The sequence below is a fragment of the Prodigiosinella confusarubida genome (genome assembly GCF_002847015.1).
Taxonomy (GTDB): domain Bacteria; phylum Pseudomonadota; class Gammaproteobacteria; order Enterobacterales; family Enterobacteriaceae; genus Prodigiosinella; species Prodigiosinella aquatilis.
Window position 1 is genome coordinate 4,066,906 of sequence record NZ_CP025085.1, and the last position, 16,166, is coordinate 4,083,071.

Annotated in this window: 16 protein-coding genes; 12 read left to right on the forward strand and 4 right to left on the reverse strand. The window is 48.2% G+C overall.

What is annotated here, in order from left to right:
- Positions 1 to 6: 6 nt before the first annotated feature.
- Complete coding sequence (gene dapA, locus CWC46_RS18535) at positions 7 to 885, reverse strand: 4-hydroxy-tetrahydrodipicolinate synthase (protein WP_021015057.1); 879 nt, start codon at positions 883 to 885, stop codon at positions 7 to 9.
- Positions 886 to 1,032: 147 nt separating this feature from the next.
- On the opposite strand from dapA, the gene CWC46_RS18540 reads away from it, so the two are divergent.
- The 4 genes from CWC46_RS18540 (at position 1,033) to arsC (ending at position 4,100) form a co-directional block, all read left to right on the forward strand.
- Positions 1,033 to 1,602, forward strand: a complete 570-nt coding sequence (locus CWC46_RS18540) for a glycine cleavage system transcriptional repressor (RefSeq protein ID WP_021015056.1) — start codon at positions 1,033 to 1,035, stop codon at positions 1,600 to 1,602.
- A 2-nt stretch (positions 1,603 to 1,604) separates the two neighbouring features.
- The gene (gene bcp, locus CWC46_RS18545) at positions 1,605 to 2,072 is read left to right on the forward strand and encodes a thioredoxin-dependent thiol peroxidase (RefSeq protein WP_021015055.1); all 468 of its coding nucleotides are present in this window, start codon (positions 1,605 to 1,607) and stop codon (positions 2,070 to 2,072) included.
- A 186-nt stretch (positions 2,073 to 2,258) separates the two neighbouring features.
- Complete coding sequence (gene bepA / locus CWC46_RS18550) at positions 2,259 to 3,722, forward strand: beta-barrel assembly-enhancing protease (protein WP_021015054.1); 1,464 nt, start codon at positions 2,259 to 2,261, stop codon at positions 3,720 to 3,722.
- Between the two features lie 21 nt (positions 3,723 to 3,743).
- Positions 3,744 to 4,100, forward strand: a complete 357-nt coding sequence (gene arsC, locus CWC46_RS18555) for an arsenate reductase (glutaredoxin) (RefSeq protein ID WP_021015053.1) — start codon at positions 3,744 to 3,746, stop codon at positions 4,098 to 4,100.
- Positions 4,101 to 4,109: 9 nt separating this feature from the next.
- Here arsC and hda read toward each other — a convergent pair whose 3' ends face one another.
- The 3 genes from hda to upp form a co-directional block, all read right to left on the reverse strand.
- Positions 4,110 to 4,817 carry a DnaA inactivator Hda gene (gene hda / locus CWC46_RS18560; protein WP_021015052.1) on the reverse strand — a complete coding sequence of 236 codons (708 nt, stop codon included), beginning with the start codon at positions 4,815 to 4,817 and terminating at the stop codon, positions 4,110 to 4,112.
- 102 nt (positions 4,818 to 4,919) lie between these two features.
- Positions 4,920 to 6,212, reverse strand: coding sequence for a uracil permease (gene uraA, locus CWC46_RS18565; RefSeq protein ID WP_021015051.1), 1,293 nt, complete (start codon positions 6,210 to 6,212; stop codon positions 4,920 to 4,922).
- 92 nt (positions 6,213 to 6,304) lie between these two features.
- Positions 6,305 to 6,931: a uracil phosphoribosyltransferase gene (gene upp, locus CWC46_RS18570; protein WP_021015050.1), complete on the reverse strand. Its 627-nt coding sequence runs from the start codon at positions 6,929 to 6,931 to the stop codon at positions 6,305 to 6,307.
- Between the two features lie 233 nt (positions 6,932 to 7,164).
- Between upp and purM the strand changes: the two genes are divergently transcribed.
- The 8 genes from purM (at position 7,165) to CWC46_RS18610 (ending at position 16,152) form a co-directional block, all read left to right on the forward strand.
- The gene (gene purM, locus CWC46_RS18575) at positions 7,165 to 8,202 is read left to right on the forward strand and encodes a phosphoribosylformylglycinamidine cyclo-ligase (protein WP_021015049.1); all 1,038 of its coding nucleotides are present in this window, start codon (positions 7,165 to 7,167) and stop codon (positions 8,200 to 8,202) included.
- Positions 8,202 to 8,840: a phosphoribosylglycinamide formyltransferase gene (gene purN / locus CWC46_RS18580; RefSeq protein ID WP_021015048.1), complete on the forward strand. Its 639-nt coding sequence runs from the start codon at positions 8,202 to 8,204 to the stop codon at positions 8,838 to 8,840. Before purM ends, purN begins: the two co-directional genes overlap by 1 nt.
- 351 nt (positions 8,841 to 9,191) lie before the next feature.
- Complete coding sequence (galS, locus tag CWC46_RS18585) at positions 9,192 to 10,232, forward strand: HTH-type transcriptional regulator GalS (protein ID WP_037380743.1); 1,041 nt, start codon at positions 9,192 to 9,194, stop codon at positions 10,230 to 10,232.
- Positions 10,233 to 10,542: 310 nt separating this feature from the next.
- Positions 10,543 to 11,538 carry a galactose/glucose ABC transporter substrate-binding protein MglB gene (gene mglB, locus CWC46_RS18590; protein WP_021015046.1) on the forward strand — a complete coding sequence of 332 codons (996 nt, stop codon included), beginning with the start codon at positions 10,543 to 10,545 and terminating at the stop codon, positions 11,536 to 11,538.
- Positions 11,539 to 11,613: 75 nt separating this feature from the next.
- Positions 11,614 to 13,134, forward strand: coding sequence for a galactose/methyl galactoside ABC transporter ATP-binding protein MglA (gene mglA, locus CWC46_RS18595; protein ID WP_021015045.1), 1,521 nt, complete (start codon positions 11,614 to 11,616; stop codon positions 13,132 to 13,134).
- 19 nt (positions 13,135 to 13,153) lie between these two features.
- Complete coding sequence (gene mglC, locus CWC46_RS18600) at positions 13,154 to 14,164, forward strand: galactose/methyl galactoside ABC transporter permease MglC (protein WP_021015044.1); 1,011 nt, start codon at positions 13,154 to 13,156, stop codon at positions 14,162 to 14,164.
- Between the two features lie 312 nt (positions 14,165 to 14,476).
- Positions 14,477 to 15,301 carry an ABC transporter substrate-binding protein gene (locus CWC46_RS18605; RefSeq protein WP_021015043.1) on the forward strand — a complete coding sequence of 275 codons (825 nt, stop codon included), beginning with the start codon at positions 14,477 to 14,479 and terminating at the stop codon, positions 15,299 to 15,301.
- The gene (locus CWC46_RS18610) at positions 15,298 to 16,152 is read left to right on the forward strand and encodes an ABC transporter permease subunit (protein WP_021015042.1); all 855 of its coding nucleotides are present in this window, start codon (positions 15,298 to 15,300) and stop codon (positions 16,150 to 16,152) included. The genes CWC46_RS18605 and CWC46_RS18610 overlap by 4 nt, the downstream gene beginning before the upstream one ends.
- Positions 16,153 to 16,166 lie beyond the last annotated feature (14 nt).

Below are 16,166 nucleotides of genomic sequence, written 5' to 3' on the forward strand. Positions count from 1 at the left end.
TAACGGTTACAGCAAACCGGCCTGCTTCATCGCGAGCTCCAACACCGGGCGACCAGTTTCAGTCAACGGTGTCATCGGCAGACGAAGCGTATCGGTCGCCATTAATCCCAATGCCTTACAGGCCCATTTCACCGGAATAGGATTGGGTTCAACAAACAGTTTCTGATGCAGTGGCATCAAACGCTGATTCAGGCGGCGAGCTTCGGTAAAATTCCCCTGCGCCGCCAGTGCACAAAGTTCAGCCATTTCACGGGCAGCAATATTTGCCGTCACGGAAATAACCCCTTTGCCACCCAGTTGCATAAAGTCCAGACTACTGATGTCATCACCACTCAGCAGAATAAAATCTTCATGAACCAGCACTTGGATCTGACTTACCCGGCTTAAGTTCCCGGTTGCTTCTTTAACTGCCACAATATTTTTAATTTCTGACAAACGGGCTATCGTTTCCGGCAGCATATCGCAACCGGTACGGGAAGGTACGTTATACAGGATCTGTGGCAAATCAGTATGTTCGGCAATCGCTTTGAAGTGCTGAAACAACCCTTCCTGCGTCGGTTTGTTGTAATACGGCGTTACAGTAAGACAACCCGCAACCCCGGTATCATTAAACCGCTGAGTCAGAGAAATCCCTTCCGCCGTGGCATTGGCACCGGTTCCGGCAATAACCGGGATACGGCCATCGCACAACTCCAGCGTTAGCATCACCACATCGCCATGTTCATCATGGCTTAATGTGGCAGATTCACCGGTAGTACCTACCGAAACAATCGCTGACGTCCCGCTAGCGACATGATAATCAATCAGTTTTTTCAGGCTAGCACGATCAACAGCACCTTTGTCGTCCATCGGCGTAACCAGAGCAACAATACTTCCCGTAAACATTAGCCATCCCCTCCACAAACAAGTTCTTCATGGTACTTTTGACTTCTATGCAAAAGCAAGCTTGCAACCGCTGTTGTAAGCGCTTGGCAGGTGGTTTTTTTTGTGTTTACCATGTTACTCCCAACATTTTGTACAGGAAGCATAATTTTGCCGAGCCAACAAGAACACTATCTGGTCATCACCGCACTGGGGACCGATCGTCCCGGAATCGTCAATGCGATTACCCGCCACGTCAGTAGTTGCGGCTGTAATATCGAAGATAGCCGTCTTGCCATGCTGGGCAAAGAGTTCACATTTATCATGTTGCTTTCCGGCAGTTGGAATGCCATTACGCTGATAGAATCCACCTTACCGCTCAAGGCTGCTGAAATGGCGTTGCTGATTGTGATGAAGCGCACCGAATCACAATTTCGCCCACCGATGCCTGCTACTGTATGGGTAAAAGTGGAAGTCACGGATTCACCCCATATTATTGAACGCTTTACCAATCTATTTGATTCTTACCAGATGAATATTGCAGAGTTGGTTTCTAAAACGCAGCCAGCAGAAGGGAATGCCCTCCCGCGGTTGTATATCCAGATTACCGCACACAGTCCTGCCGTACTGGCAGGCTCAATTATTGAGCCTGCCTTTCATCAGCTATGTACAGAACTGCACGCACAAGGCAATATTAGCGTCGTAAACTATCCGCAGCATGAAGAGAACGATGGAGAGTAGTGATGAACACACTGAAAGCCGGTGATATCGCACCGAAATTTAGCTTGCCTGACCAGGATGGCGAACAAGTTAATTTGACCGACTTCCAGGGACAGCGGGTCCTGGTGTATTTCTATCCCAAAGCCATGACACCAGGTTGCACTGTGCAAGCCTGTGGGCTGAGAGATAACATGGATGAGCTAAAAAAGCATGATGTTGAAGTATTAGGCATCAGTACGGACAAGCCGGAAAAACTATCTCGTTTTACAGAAAAAGAGTTATTGAATTTCACCCTGCTTGCCGATGAAAATCACGAAGTTTCAGAGCTGTTTGGCGTCTGGGGTGAAAAAACCTTTATGGGCAAAACCTATGACGGTATTCACCGCATCAGCTTTCTGATTGACACAGAAGGTAAAATTGAAAAAGTGTTTGATGATTTTAAAACCAGTAATCATCACGACATTATACTGAGCTATCTCAACGGCGTGTGATTTTTCGGGGTAACAATCTATTGACACCAGTGCTTTGTTTTTAAAGCACCGGTGTCTTGTATTTCAATTCACTGACTCTTTTTCCTGCCAGCTTTTCTCTATAAGTATTTCTTTGTGTGCCGTCGCTGGCTAAGATGTTGGCAGATACTTCTTATCTCACATGCTGTTCAGAAGGTTTTACCCGTTATGTCTAACCGACTCGGAAAAACGGTCATTCCCATTCTGGTAGGAACACTGCTGGCAAGTGGGGCGATCACCGCATATGCCGCATCCCAGGATTTGCTGCCGGATATTGGCACAACAGCCGGTAGTACGCTCAGCATCAACCAGGAACTGGCGATGGGGGATTTCTATTTGCGCAAACTACGTGCCGGCGCACCATTGATTAACGACCCGTTATTATTGAACTACATCAACCAGCTCGGTGATCGGCTGGTGCAATCCGCGAATTCCGTGCGCACACCCTTTCATTTTTTCCTGGTTAACAATGATGAAATCAACGCGTTCGCTTTTTTTGGCGGTAATGTTGTTATCCATTCTGGATTATTCCGTTACGTAGAAAATGAAAGTGAGCTAGCCTCGGTACTGGCGCATGAAATCTCTCACGTGACCCAACGCCATCTCGCCAGAGCGATGGAATCGCAAAAGAATAGCGCGCCGCTCACCTGGGCGGGAACGTTCGGCTCAATCCTGCTGGCGATGGCCAACCCTCAGTTGGGAATGGCGGCGCTCAGCGGGACGTTAGCGGGTACCCAGCAGGGGATAATCAGCTTTACCCAAGCCAATGAGCAGGAAGCGGACCGCATCGGTATTCAGGTTCTGCAACGTGCCGGGTTCAATCCACAGGCTATGCCGGATTTTCTGCAACGTCTGGCCGACATGTCGCGCTATGCCACTAAACCACCCGAAATGCTGTTAACACACCCATTACCGGAAAGTCGCCTAGCTGATGCCCGTAATCGGGCCAACCAAATGCGAGTCACCCCAGTACACTCTTCTCAGGATTTCCTGTTCGCCCGGGTCCGGGCATTGGGAATGTATGGCTCTCAGGACAATCCCTTCAATGAAGTACTGCTGAATCGTTGGGCCAAAGGCAATATCCGACAACAGCAAGCCGCACGGTATGGGCGGGCTATCCAAGCCTATCAGGCGAAAAAATACGATGATGCCCGCAATACGCTGCAACCGCTGCTGAAGAAATCGCCCGACAATCCGTGGTTCCTCGATCTGATTACCGACATTGATATCGGCCAGCAACGAGCAGCACAAGCGATATCCCGCCTACAGAAAGTTCCTGATGTACAGGATAATCCGGTATTACAGATCAACCTGGCCAACGCTTATGTGGAAGATCACCAGGCAGCGGCAGCCAGCAAGATCCTGCGCCGTTATACTTACGCACATCCAAACGATCCCAATGGCTGGGATCTGCTGGCGCAAGCCTATGCTGCCCAGGGATTGAACAATGAGGAAATGGCAGCCCATGCAGAAAATCTGGCCCTTGACGGCGAACTTGATCAGGCGATCAGTCTGCTCAGTAGCGCCAGTTCACACAGCAAGCTTGGCAGTCTGGAGCAGGCCCGCTACGATGCTCGTATTGATCAACTGCGGGCACTGCAACAACGGTTCCGTAAGTATGAAAAATCCTGACGTTAAAAAGGTTACTATCCCATGAACAGTCACGTCACTATCTACCATAACCCGCGATGTTCCAAGAGCCGGGAAACGTTGGCATTACTGGAACGGCATGGTATTCACCCAACAGTGGTGCTTTATCTGGAAACTCCGCCTGATGCCGCGACCCTTGCGGTGCTGATCAAGCAACTTGGATTTGACAGCGCCCGCGAACTCATGCGCAGCAAAGAAGATCTCTACCGACAACTGAACCTGGCGGATGATACCCTCACGCAAACCCAGTTGATTCAGGCGATGATGGAAAATCCTAAACTCATTGAACGCCCGATAGTGGTAGTCAACGATCAGGCCCGCATCGGCCGGCCGCCGGAAAGTGTGCTGGAGATTATTTAAACGCGGTCATTACAGACCAAGGATCTCTTTAACAAAGGGAATCGTCAGTTTGCGTTGGGCGGTAATAGAAGCATGGTCAAGCTGATCCAGCGTCATAAACAGGGTGCGCATTTCCCGATCCAGCCGTTTCAACAGGAAACGGCTGACATCTTCCGGCAGTTCAAAACCGCGGAGTTTGGCTCGCAGTTTCAGTGCCTCGCCTTTTTCTTCATCCGATAGTGGCTGAAGACGGTAAATTTGCCCCCAGTCCAGCCGGGAAGCCAGATCGGGCAATCGTAGGTTGAGTTGACGAGGTGGGCAGTCACCAGTGATTAGCAGCCGGGTATGGCCTGCCTCCTGAATGCGATTATAGAGATTGAACATCGCCATCTCCCAAGACTCATCACCAGCAATAGCATTGATGTTATCGATGCAAACCAAGGCCAGTTGCTCCATACCATCCAAAACTTCCGGCACAAAATAAGCACGTTTATCAAGCGGCACATAACCGACGGCTGTACCGGCACGAGAAAACTCGGCACAGGCGGCATGCAGCAGATGGCTCCGCCCCCCACCCTGACGAGACCAGAAATAGATGTAACTGCCATGCTCTTGAATCAAGGCATTATGGAGAGCCGCCAGCAGAGACGCATTTTCTCCCGCATAGAAACTGGCAAAAGTTTCGTCATCAGGTAAATAGAGTGGCAATGAAAGCTGCGCCGGCGTGTTCAGAAGCACCTCAAGCAAAACGGGCAAAAAAACGGAGTAAGTCTAGCATAGAAACTTCACCCTGTTGAACCTGCAAACTCGTCAGGCCAACAGGGATATATCAGGTTGCTGTCAGTGTTGAGCTGGTTGCTCTTCGTCTGATGGATCAATGATCTCTTCTTCACCGCGAACCAGACTGATGACCTTGAACAACAAACTCAAGCAAATACCCACCACCGTTGCCAACGCCATGCCTTTCAGTTCAACCGCGCCCAGATGCACCTTGGCGCCACTTACACCGATAATCAAAATCACCGACGTGAGAATCAGGTTCTGTGCTTTGTTATAATCCACTTTGGATTCAATCAGCACACGAATACCGGAAGCGCCGATAACCCCGTACAGCAGCAAAGACACACCGCCCATCACCGGCACGGGTACCGCTTGAATCGCAGCCGCAAGCTTACCCACGCAGGAGAGCAGAATGGCCAGCACCGCTGCACCGCCAATCACCCAGGTACTGTAGACCTTGGTAATAGCCAGTACGCCAATATTCTCGCCATAAGTTGTATTCGGCGTAGAGCCGAAAAATCCAGACAAGATAGTGGAAATGCCGTTGGCAAACAGAGAACGATGCAGCCCTGGGTCACGGAGCAAATCTTTTTTAACGATATTGGCCGTTACCACCAGATGTCCCACATGCTCGGCGATCACCACTAACGAAGCAGGCAGGATGGTCAACATGGCAAACCATTCAAACCGTGGGGTGTAAAATGTAGGTAATGCAAACCAGTGTGCCTGGCTGATCGATGCAAAATCCACCATCCCCATGGAAAAAGACAGAGCGTAGCCTGCCAACACACCAATCAAAATCGGGATAATCGCCAGAAATCCCCGAAACAACACAGAACCCAGTACCGTTACTGCGAGCGTAATCAGAGAAACCGTCACGGCTTTACTGTCAACCGGCACACCGTCAGCAGGCAACAGTCCCGCCATTCCTGCCGCAACCCCCGCCAACTCCAGCCCAATGACAGTGACAATCGCCCCCATTGCGGCTGGTGGGAAAATGACATTTAACCAACCCGTCCCGGCCTTTTTCACAATCAGCGCAACCAGACAAAACACCAGTCCACACAAGATAAAACCACCCAGTGCAACTTCGTATCCCAAAGGCAGCAGTAGTAAAACCGGTGAAATAAACGCAAAACTGGAACCAAGGTAAGCCGGAATTTTGCCTTTACAGATAAAAAGGTAAAGCAGCGTTCCTATGCCATTGAACAGCAATACGGTAGCAGGATTGATTTTGAACAGAATCGGTACCAGTACGGTAGCGCCAAACATTGCAAACAGGTGTTGAAAACTCAGCGGAATGGTCTGTAGCAATGGTGGTCGTTCACTTACCCCGATGGCACGACGAGTCATCTTTTTTTTCCTCTGTAATATTACTTTGGTGAAATGCCGACTGTCCGGCTGAAATAGGCAAAAAAAAGCCGACTGTAGAGTCGGCTTAAAAATCATTTCGTACCAAATATCTTATCGCCCGCATCTCCCAGGCCAGGCATGATATAACCCTGTTCGTTTAACCCTTGATCAATCGCCGCGGTATACAACTCAACATCCGGATGCGCTTTTTCCAACGCAGCAAGCCCTTCCGGGGCCGCCACCAGTACCAGTACCTTGATGCTACGACAACCCGCTTTCTTCAGCAGATCAATAGTGGCGATCATCGAACCGCCTGTCGCCAGCATGGGATCAACCACCAGTGCCATACGCTCGTCAATATTAGAAACCAGTTTTTGAAAATAGGGCACTGGCTCCAGCGTTTCTTCATTGCGGTACATCCCTACAACGCTAATTCGCGCGCTGGGTACATTTTCCAGCACCCCTTCCATCATCCCCAGACCAGCTCGCAGAATAGGCACTACAGTAATCTTCTTGCCCTTGATTTGATCGACTTCAACCGGTCCACACCAACCTTCAATAGTTACTTTTTCTGTGGCTAAACCCGCAGTTGCTTCATAGGTCAATAAACTCCCCACTTCTGACGCCAGTTCTCGAAAACGTTTGGTACTGATATCGTGCTCACGCATCAGCCCCAATTTATGTTTAACCAGCGGGTGTTTCACCTCGACGATCTTCATCACTATTCTCCTCTTCGGCGATAGACGGCCAAAAAAATCGCCGGATTATAACGCTTTTTTGGGCCAAGGCCATATGATTAAGTCTGATCCAGATCAAGCGATAACGGAAATTACTGATAGCAAGCAAAAAGCAAGTGGTTCTAATACTCCACTCGCAAACGATTGCTTACACTGTTAGAATTAGCGCGCTTGATTTCTCAATCACCAATCGTAACCTCCGTGGGGACTCCTCAGTGACCGACAAAACCTCTCTCAGCTATAAAGACGCAGGCGTGGATATTGATGCTGGCAATGCATTGGTAAACCGTATTAAAGGTGTAGTGAAACAGACCCGTCGCCCGGAAGTCATGGGTGGACTCGGTGGTTTCGGTGCCCTGTGTGCCTTACCGCAGAAATACCGTGAGCCAGTGTTAGTTTCCGGTACGGACGGTGTCGGCACTAAACTGCGTTTGGCGATGGACCTTAAACGTCACGATGCGATTGGTATCGATCTGGTTGCCATGTGTGTAAACGATTTGATAGTTCAAGGTGCCGAGCCGTTATTTTTTCTCGACTATTACGCGACCGGAAAACTGGATGTGGACACCGCTACCAGTGTGATTAGCGGTATTGCCGAAGGCTGTAAACAATCTGGCTGTGCCCTGGTGGGTGGTGAAACGGCAGAAATGCCCGGCATGTATCATGGCGAGGATTATGACGTAGCCGGATTCTGCGTCGGTGTGGTTGAAAAATCTGAAATCATTGATGGCAGTAAGGTTCAGGCAGGTGATGTGTTGGTTGCTCTGGCGTCAAGCGGCCCACACTCCAACGGCTACTCGTTGGTTCGCAAAATTCTGGAGGTCAGTGGCACTGATCCAACACAGGTACAGCTGGAAGGTAAACCATTGGCCGATCACCTGCTGGAACCGACTAAAATTTATGTCAAATCCATTTTGTCACTGATTGAAAAGAGCGATGTGCATGCCATATCACATCTTACTGGCGGCGGTTTCTGGGAAAATATCCCGCGTGTGCTACCACAGGGAATGCAAGCCACCATTGATGAATCAAGCTGGCAATGGCCCGCAGTGTTCAATTGGCTGCAACAAGCAGGGAACGTCAGTCGCCACGAAATGTACCGCACATTTAACTGCGGTGTAGGTATGATTATCGTTCTGCCTGCGGCGCAAGCAGACAACGCCATCGCGTTGTTGAACAATGACGGTGAGACAGCATGGAAAATCGGTGTGATCACTCATACGGATACCGGAGAAACAGTGGTTATTAAGTGATGAAAAATATTGTTGTTCTGATATCAGGCCAGGGGAGCAATTTACAGGCGTTGATTAATGCCTGTAAAAATGGACGCATAAAAGGGAGAGTCGCTGCCGTATTTAGCAATAATCCCGACGCTTTCGGCCTGACACGGGCACAGGAAGCAGGGATTGACACCCATGTTCTCAGCCCGAAAAGTTTCGAAGAGCGTGCCGCTTACGATGCAGCACTGGCTGATGAAATAGAAAAATATACTCCTGACCTGGTGGCACTGGCAGGTTATATGCGCATTCTCAGTCCTGAGTTTGTTGAACGCTTTGCCGGAAAAATGCTTAACATCCATCCGTCCCTGCTACCCAAATATCCTGGCTTACATACGCATGCTCAGGCTCTGGCAAATGGCGATATGGTACATGGTACATCGGTACATTTTGTCACTGACGATCTGGATAGTGGCCCCGTCATTCTGCAGGCCAAAGTGCCCATTTTTGCAGAGGATACTGAGCAAAATGTACTCGAGCGTGTTCAAGTACAGGAGCACACCATCTATCCGTTGGTTGTCAACTGGTTCCTGGAAGGCCGCTTGAAAATGAAAGATGGCGAAGCCTGGTTGGACAGCGTACGCATTCCCTCTAATGGTTACGCCGCTGAATAAGTAACCTGTTTCCCTGCCCCGACAAACCATCATTGTCGGGGTATTTCACAACTACCCTCCGATATTTCTGCGCTCCTGTATCTCAAGCCCATGTTCCCGACAATTATGTTAACCACCTTGTGTCTGACACTATCAGATATTAAATACTGAAAGCTCGCTGACAAAAAACACGCATTCAGGATAATGATTGTCGTCACAAAGGTTACAAAAAAGTTACAAAATGGCATGTAACCGCTTTCATTAGTGTGACAAAACTCACGCTGTATTCTGAAAACGCCTGACAGAATAACCATAAATATATTTTCATATATCAGGTAACAAATTTGTCTATTTCCTCTGTGGTGAATGTCCATGATTACTATACGTGATGTCGCACTTCAAGCTGGAGTGTCTATCGCTACCGTGTCGCGCGTGCTCAATAACAACAAGGCGGTAACGCCGGAAACGCGAATGCTGGTCCTACAGGCTATCAAGTCATTGGGCTACCGCCCTAATGCCAATGCTCAGGCGCTGGCAACGCAGATCAGCGACACCATAGGTGTTGTGGTCATGGATGTCTCAGACGCTTTTTTTGGTGCCATGGTCAAAGCGGTTGATACCGTGGCGCAATGCATGCAACACCATGTTTTAATTAATAACTCATACCATCAGGAAGCAAAGGAACGCCATGCTATCGAGATATTTATCCGACAACGGTGCAATGCACTGATCGTTCATGCCAAAGCGCTGTCAGATGCCGAACTGGCTGACTTTATGGACCATGTACCCGGCATGATACTGATCAATCGTATTGTTCCCGGCTATGCCCATCGCTGCGTCTGTCTTAACAATGTTTACGGTGCAATGATGGCAACCCGCATGTTGCAGCAAAGTGGACATCGACGTATTGGCTATCTCAGCTCCAGTCATCCCATTGAAGATGTCGGGCAACGCCGTTCAGGCTGGCAACAAGCATTGGCTGAACAAGGCACCGTACCGCCAGATATGTGGATTGCCAGTGGGGACCCCGATTTACAAGGCGGTGAAGCGGCAATGGTAGAATTATTGGGCCGCAATCAGCATCTCACGGCCGTTTTCGCCTACAACGACAACATGGCGGCTGGTGCGCTTTCTGCACTGAAAGACAATGGTATTCAGGTACCCCAGCAGTTATCCGTGGTTGGATTTGATGATATTCCCATATCACGGTATACCGACCCTCAACTAAGCACTGTACGATATCCCATTGTTTCCATGGCAAAATTGGCAACAGAGCTGGCATTAAAAGGCGCGGCAGGTCAGCTGGATAACAGTGCTCAACACTGCTTTATGCCTACGCTAGTCCGTCGCCATTCTGTGGCCACTTGCCAAAATGTGGAACCAGTCACTAATTCAACCAAAGCCTCCATGTAACCGCTTTCAATTTGTGAGTAATTTCACAGTTAATTAACATTGCGTTATTTATGATGACATTGTCCTGCAAGGGCTAACAAAATGTAACACGATGAAATTCATCATTACCTTATCGAGTCCTTACGGCAAAACGATTCATAACCTATTTTCAGGACGTTTTACGCAACAGGGAAGTCAGGTTTTGTAGTAGCGTCCACCAGCCTGGCGTAATCACTCGCCTTGCTAATTTTTCTTAACTGATTGTCAAACCACTCTCATACAGCGTGGGCGTGGTAGACGTAGAACTACCCTGCATAAACCCGGAGATACCATGAATAAAAAGGTTTTTACTCTCACCGCCCTGGTTGCCAGCATGATGTTCGGCGCCACTGCCCATGCAGCAAATATCCGTATCGGCGTCACTATTTACAAGTATGATGACAACTTCATGTCGATGGTGCGCAAAGACATTGAGAAAGAAGCGGAAAATATTGGTGGTGTACAGCTGCTGATGAATGACTCACAGAATGACCAATCCAAACAAAACGATCAGGTCGATGTGCTGCTGGCTAAAGGGGTTAAAGCCCTGGCGATTAATCTGGTGGATCCAGCGGCGGCGGCGGTGATATTGAATAAAGCCAGTAGTAGTGGCATTCCAGTGGTGTTCTTTAACAAAGAACCGAATGCCAAAGTGATGGCTCGCTATCCTAACGCCTACTACGTTGGCACTGACTCCAAAGAAGCCGGCATTATCCAGGGGCAGCTGATAGAAAAACATTGGAAATCAACCCCGGCATGGGATCTGAACAAAGATGGCCAGATTCAGTATGTGCTGCTGAAAGGTGAACCAGGACATCCTGATGCTGAAGCACGAACCAAATATGTCATCAGCACACTGAATAAAGACGGTATCAAAACTCAGCAGTTGCAGATGGATACGGCCATGTGGGACACCGCTCAGGCAAAAGATAAAATGGATGCCTGGCTGTCCGGCCCAAATGCCAACAAAATCGAAGTCGTGATTGCGAACAACGACGCGATGGCCATGGGCGCTATTGAAGCCCTGAAAGCACATAACAAAACGTCTATTCCCGTATTCGGTGTTGACGCCTTGCCGGAAGCTTTATCGCTGATAAAATCTGGCGCTATGGCGGGTACGGTATTAAACGATGCGGAAAGTCAGGCGAAGGCCACTCTGGATTTGGCAAAAAATCTGGCGGAAGGTAAACCGGCGACTGAAGGAACCGCGTTCAAAATAGAAAACAAAATTGTCCGTGTGCCTTACGTTCCCGTCGATAAAGACAATCTGTCACAGTTCATGAAATAAATAAATCGCTTCGGGCACAGCATAGTACTGTGCCCTGCTTCGCTTGACCGAATGATTTTTTCAGCCAGGTAAATTATGGCCAGTGATAAAACAACACCACAACACGAATTCTTACTGGAAATGACCAATATCAATAAGTCATTTCCCGGAGTAAAGGCATTAGATAATGTCAATTTGAAAGTGCGACCTCACTCTATTCATGCTTTGATGGGAGAGAATGGTGCGGGGAAATCGACACTATTAAAATGCCTGTTTGGTATTTATCAGAAAGATGCAGGAAATATCCTATTCAAAGGGGAGGAAATTAATTTTAACAGTTCCAAAGAGGCGTTGGAAAATGGCGTATCAATGGTTCATCAGGAATTGAATCTGGTTCTGCAACGCTCAGTTATGGATAACATGTGGCTTGGCCGTTATCCCAAAAAAGGACTGTTTGTTGATCAGGATAAAATGTTTCGGGATACCAAAGCGATATTTGACGAATTAGATATTGATATCGACCCGCGGAGTAAAGTGTCGACACTCTCTGTTTCTCAAATGCAAATGATCGAAATAGCCAAAGCTTTTTCCTATAATGCGAAGATTGTCATTATGGATGAACCGACTTCCTCGCTAACCGAAAAAGAAGTCAATCATCTTTTTACCATTATCCGAAAACTTAAAGATCGCGGCTGCGGTATTGTTTATATCTCGCACAAAATGGAAGAGATATTCCAATTGTGTGATGAAATAACTATTTTACGCGATGGCCAGTGGATTACGACCCAACCACTGGAAGAACTGGATATGGACAAGATTATCGCCATGATGGTCGGCCGATCCCTCAACCAACGTTTTCCGGATAAAACCAACAAACCGGGTGAAGTGATTCTTGAAGTAAGAAATCTGACATCACTACGCCAGCCCTCCATCCGTGATATCTCCTTTGATTTACATAAAGGCGAAATTCTGGGCATCGCTGGTCTGGTCGGTGCAAAACGTACCGATATTGTCGAGACACTCTTTGGCATCCGCGAAAAATCAGGCGGCAGCATCAAGTTGCATGGCAAAGCTATTAATAACAACAGTGCCAATGAAGCCATTAATCATGGGTTCGCGCTAGTCACGGAGGAACGTCGCTCGACCGGTATCTATGCCTATCTCGATATTGGCTTTAACTCGCTGATCTCCAATATCCGTAAATATAAAAACAATATTGGTTTACTGGATAACAACCGGATGAAAAGTGACACCCAATGGGTAATTGATGCCATGCGAGTAAAAACGCCTGGGCATCGTACTGCCATCGGATCACTGTCTGGCGGTAACCAGCAAAAAGTTATTATTGGTCGCTGGTTATTAACCCAGCCAGAAATATTAATGCTTGATGAACCAACACGTGGTATTGACGTTGGGGCAAAATTCGAAATCTATCAGTTAATTTCCGAACTGGCGAAGAAAAACAAGGGAATTATTATCATCTCCTCTGAGATGCCGGAGCTTTTAGGTATTACCGACAGAATACTGGTGATGAGTAATGGCCTCGTTGCAGGCATTGTCGAAACCAAAAATACCACGCAGAACGAAATATTGCGTTTAGCGTCGTTACACCTTTAATGATGCAAGGGCCATTATCATGAACGTTATTACTAAAAAAAATACGCTGAATTGGTTAAAAGAGGGCGCCATTTATATTGTTTTGCTGGCATTACTGGCAATTATTATTATCCAGGATCCAACTTTCCTCAGTTTAATTAATCTGAGTAATATTCTGACACAATCTTCTGTGCGCATTATTATCGCGTTGGGTGTAGCAGGATTAATCGTCACACAGGGAACCGATCTATCAGCAGGACGCCAGGTTGGTTTGGCGGCGGTGGTTGCCGCCACGTTGTTACAGTCGATGGATAATGCCAACAAGGTGTTTCCGCATATGGAAACCATGTCAATTCCGCTGGTTATCCTGATTGTTTGCGTTATTGGCGCGATCATCGGTTTAGTTAACGGATTGATTATTGCCTATTTACAGGTTACGCCGTTTATCACCACGCTTGGCACCATGATTATCGTCTACGGGATTAACTCGCTTTATTACGATATTGTTGGTGCATCGCCCATTGCCGGCTTTGATTCGAAATTTTCAACATTCACTCAAGGGTTTTTGAAATTTGGCGATTTGAAACTCTCGTATATTACGTTCTACGCGATTATCGCCATTATTTTCGTTTGGGTGTTGTGGAATAAAACCCGCTTTGGCAAAAACATTTTCGCCATTGGCGGTAATCCAGAAGCGGCAAAAGTATCTGGTGTCAATGTGCCATTAAATCTGATTCTGGTATATGCCTTGTCTGGCGCATTCTATGCCTTTGGTGGCATGCTGGAAGCTGGTCGTATCGGCAGCGCGACCAATAACCTGGGCTTTATGTACGAACTGGATGCTATCGCCGCGTGTGTGGTCGGTGGCGTGTCCTTTACCGGTGGTGTGGGGACGGTTGCAGGCGTCGTCACTGGGGTGATCATTTTTACCGTCATCAACTATGGGTTGACCTACATCGGCGTGAATCCATATTGGCAGTACATCATCAAGGGCAGCATTATTATTTTCGCCGTAGCGCTGGATTCATTGAAATATGCACGCAAGAAATAAGGTAATGCCAACCAGGCATTAACCTGAAGATCCCTGCGCAAGCGGGGATCCATTCTGGTGTAAGTACATTGATGAAACACATTGATAGGAAACGGATTCCCATTTCGTGAATTGCATTCACCGTTTTTACGTTTTACCTTCCCGGCATGACATGATAACCACGTTATCGGCGATGCTCGCCTCCGATATAACCCATCGGTTGATCATGTCATCTACTGTTATAAGATAGAGGTTTTACCGATTTCCGTTGACGGAAACCTTCCTGTAAAGTGGACTTTCAGTGGTTAGCATCCTGGTTTGTAGGGAATACTGATGAAGAAAATTTTTGCATTACTCGCTCTCAGCATAGTGATGTGCCTTACCTTTGGTACCGTATCACGGGCGGGTGAAACGCTCGATCGGGTAAAACAGACCGGTGTAGTGCGCAATGTGTTGTTTAATGATTATCCACCGTTCAGTTACCTTGATGACAACAATCAACTGGTTGGTTTCGATGTTGATGTGGCCCACGCCGTGGCACAAAAACTGGGCGTAAAACTGGAACTGGCCACCCCCGGTTGGGAAACCATTGTCGGCGGTAAGTGGCGGGGTCGTTGGGATATGTGTATCTGTTCCATGACACCGAATGCTGAACGCATCAAGATGCTGGACTTCGCAGTACCTTATTACCGTTCTTATGCCGTGTTAATCGTGCATAAAGATGAAAAAAACATCAAATCAGCCGCTGACTTAAGCAATAAGAAAGTCGGGTTGGGTCTGGGTTCCAGCTATGAAAATTACCTGAATAAAACATTGGTGATCCCCGGTTCAACGCCTATCGCTTTCCCGTTTGATCATGTTCAAGCCATCCCCACGGATGAAGCAATAGCCTTTCAGAACCTGGCACTTGGCCCCGGTAAACGCCTGGATGCTGTCATCTCCGATCGTATCACCGCCAAAGCCCGCCTTGCCCACATGCCCCAGCTACGTATGGTGGCGGAGCTGTATGCCGAACCCAACTGGATCGCTATCGATAAAGGCGACCCTGCATGGAGTAAGACGCTGGCCGATACCATTAACGCCCTGCGAGCAGACGGTACGCTGGAAAAAATATCCCGACACTGGTTCGGCGAAGATATTACCCGGATTACACCATGATGCCGCAGCCCTCTCCTCAGACGGAAAACCCTACCCCATCAGCACCCGTAGCACCGCCACATATCGGCAATATCGGATTTCGCCTGCGAACCGGCCTGACCTGGATATTGCTGCTGAGCCTGCTGTTATGGCTGTTTTCCAGCCTGAACATGGATCTCGGACTTATCCGGCAAAAATTGCCTTCACTGCTTGGTCTGCACCTCTCACCGGATGGTTTCATACAGGGCGCAGTACTGAGCATCGTCATCACCGTCATTTCCATGCTGTTTTGCACCCTTCTGGCCATTATTACCGCCACAGGACGTCTATCATCCAGCGCACTGGCATTTGGCTGCGCGACGTTTTACGTTTCCCTGTTTCGCGGCACGCCGTTGCTGGTACAGGTGTTGATTATTTACCTGGCGTTGCCACAAGTGGGCATCGTGATAGGGGCATTTGCTTCCGGTATCATTGCATTATCGCTTAACTACGGTGCTTATCTGGCAGAAACCATCCGTAGCGGTGTGATTGCCGTTCCCCGTGGGCAAACAGAAGCCGCTATGGCGCTGGGGCTATCTCGCTGGATTACCGTCACGCATGTCATCGCGCCGCAGGCATTGCGTATTATCGTGCCCCAGGCCGGTTCACTGTTTATTTCAATGATTAAAGATTCTTCGTTGGTTTCCCTGATGGGATTATGGGAACTGAACTTTCTGGCTCAGTCGTATGGACGTAGTACCTATCACTATATGGAAATGCTGAGCACGGCTGCGGTTATCTATTGGTTGATGTCACTGGTACTGGAGCTGTTACAAGGAAAGCTTGAACGCCATTTTGGCCGTGGCTATCAGCATAATTCCTCCCAACAATAGGACTTTTCATACTG

What these genes read in the sequence shown, in the direction of transcription:
- dapA (WP_021015057.1), bottom strand. Translation starts at nt 885, where the DNA reads ATGTTTACGGGAAGTATTGTTGCTCTGGTTACGCCGATGGACGACAAA.
- bcp (WP_021015055.1), top strand. Translation starts at nt 1,605, where the DNA reads ATGAACACACTGAAAGCCGGTGATATCGCACCGAAATTTAGCTTGCCT.
- bepA (WP_021015054.1), top strand. Translation starts at nt 2,259, where the DNA reads ATGTCTAACCGACTCGGAAAAACGGTCATTCCCATTCTGGTAGGAACA.
- arsC (WP_021015053.1), top strand. Translation starts at nt 3,744, where the DNA reads ATGAACAGTCACGTCACTATCTACCATAACCCGCGATGTTCCAAGAGC.
- uraA (WP_021015051.1), bottom strand. Translation starts at nt 6,212, where the DNA reads ATGACTCGTCGTGCCATCGGGGTAAGTGAACGACCACCATTGCTACAG.
- upp (WP_021015050.1), bottom strand. Translation starts at nt 6,931, where the DNA reads ATGAAGATCGTCGAGGTGAAACACCCGCTGGTTAAACATAAATTGGGG.
- purN (WP_021015048.1), top strand. Translation starts at nt 8,202, where the DNA reads ATGAAAAATATTGTTGTTCTGATATCAGGCCAGGGGAGCAATTTACAG.
- galS (WP_037380743.1), top strand. Translation starts at nt 9,192, where the DNA reads ATGATTACTATACGTGATGTCGCACTTCAAGCTGGAGTGTCTATCGCT.
- mglB (WP_021015046.1), top strand. Translation starts at nt 10,543, where the DNA reads ATGAATAAAAAGGTTTTTACTCTCACCGCCCTGGTTGCCAGCATGATG.
- mglA (WP_021015045.1), top strand. Translation starts at nt 11,614, where the DNA reads ATGGCCAGTGATAAAACAACACCACAACACGAATTCTTACTGGAAATG.
- mglC (WP_021015044.1), top strand. Translation starts at nt 13,154, where the DNA reads ATGAACGTTATTACTAAAAAAAATACGCTGAATTGGTTAAAAGAGGGC.
- CWC46_RS18605 (WP_021015043.1), top strand. Translation starts at nt 14,477, where the DNA reads ATGAAGAAAATTTTTGCATTACTCGCTCTCAGCATAGTGATGTGCCTT.
- CWC46_RS18610 (WP_021015042.1), top strand. Translation starts at nt 15,298, where the DNA reads ATGATGCCGCAGCCCTCTCCTCAGACGGAAAACCCTACCCCATCAGCA.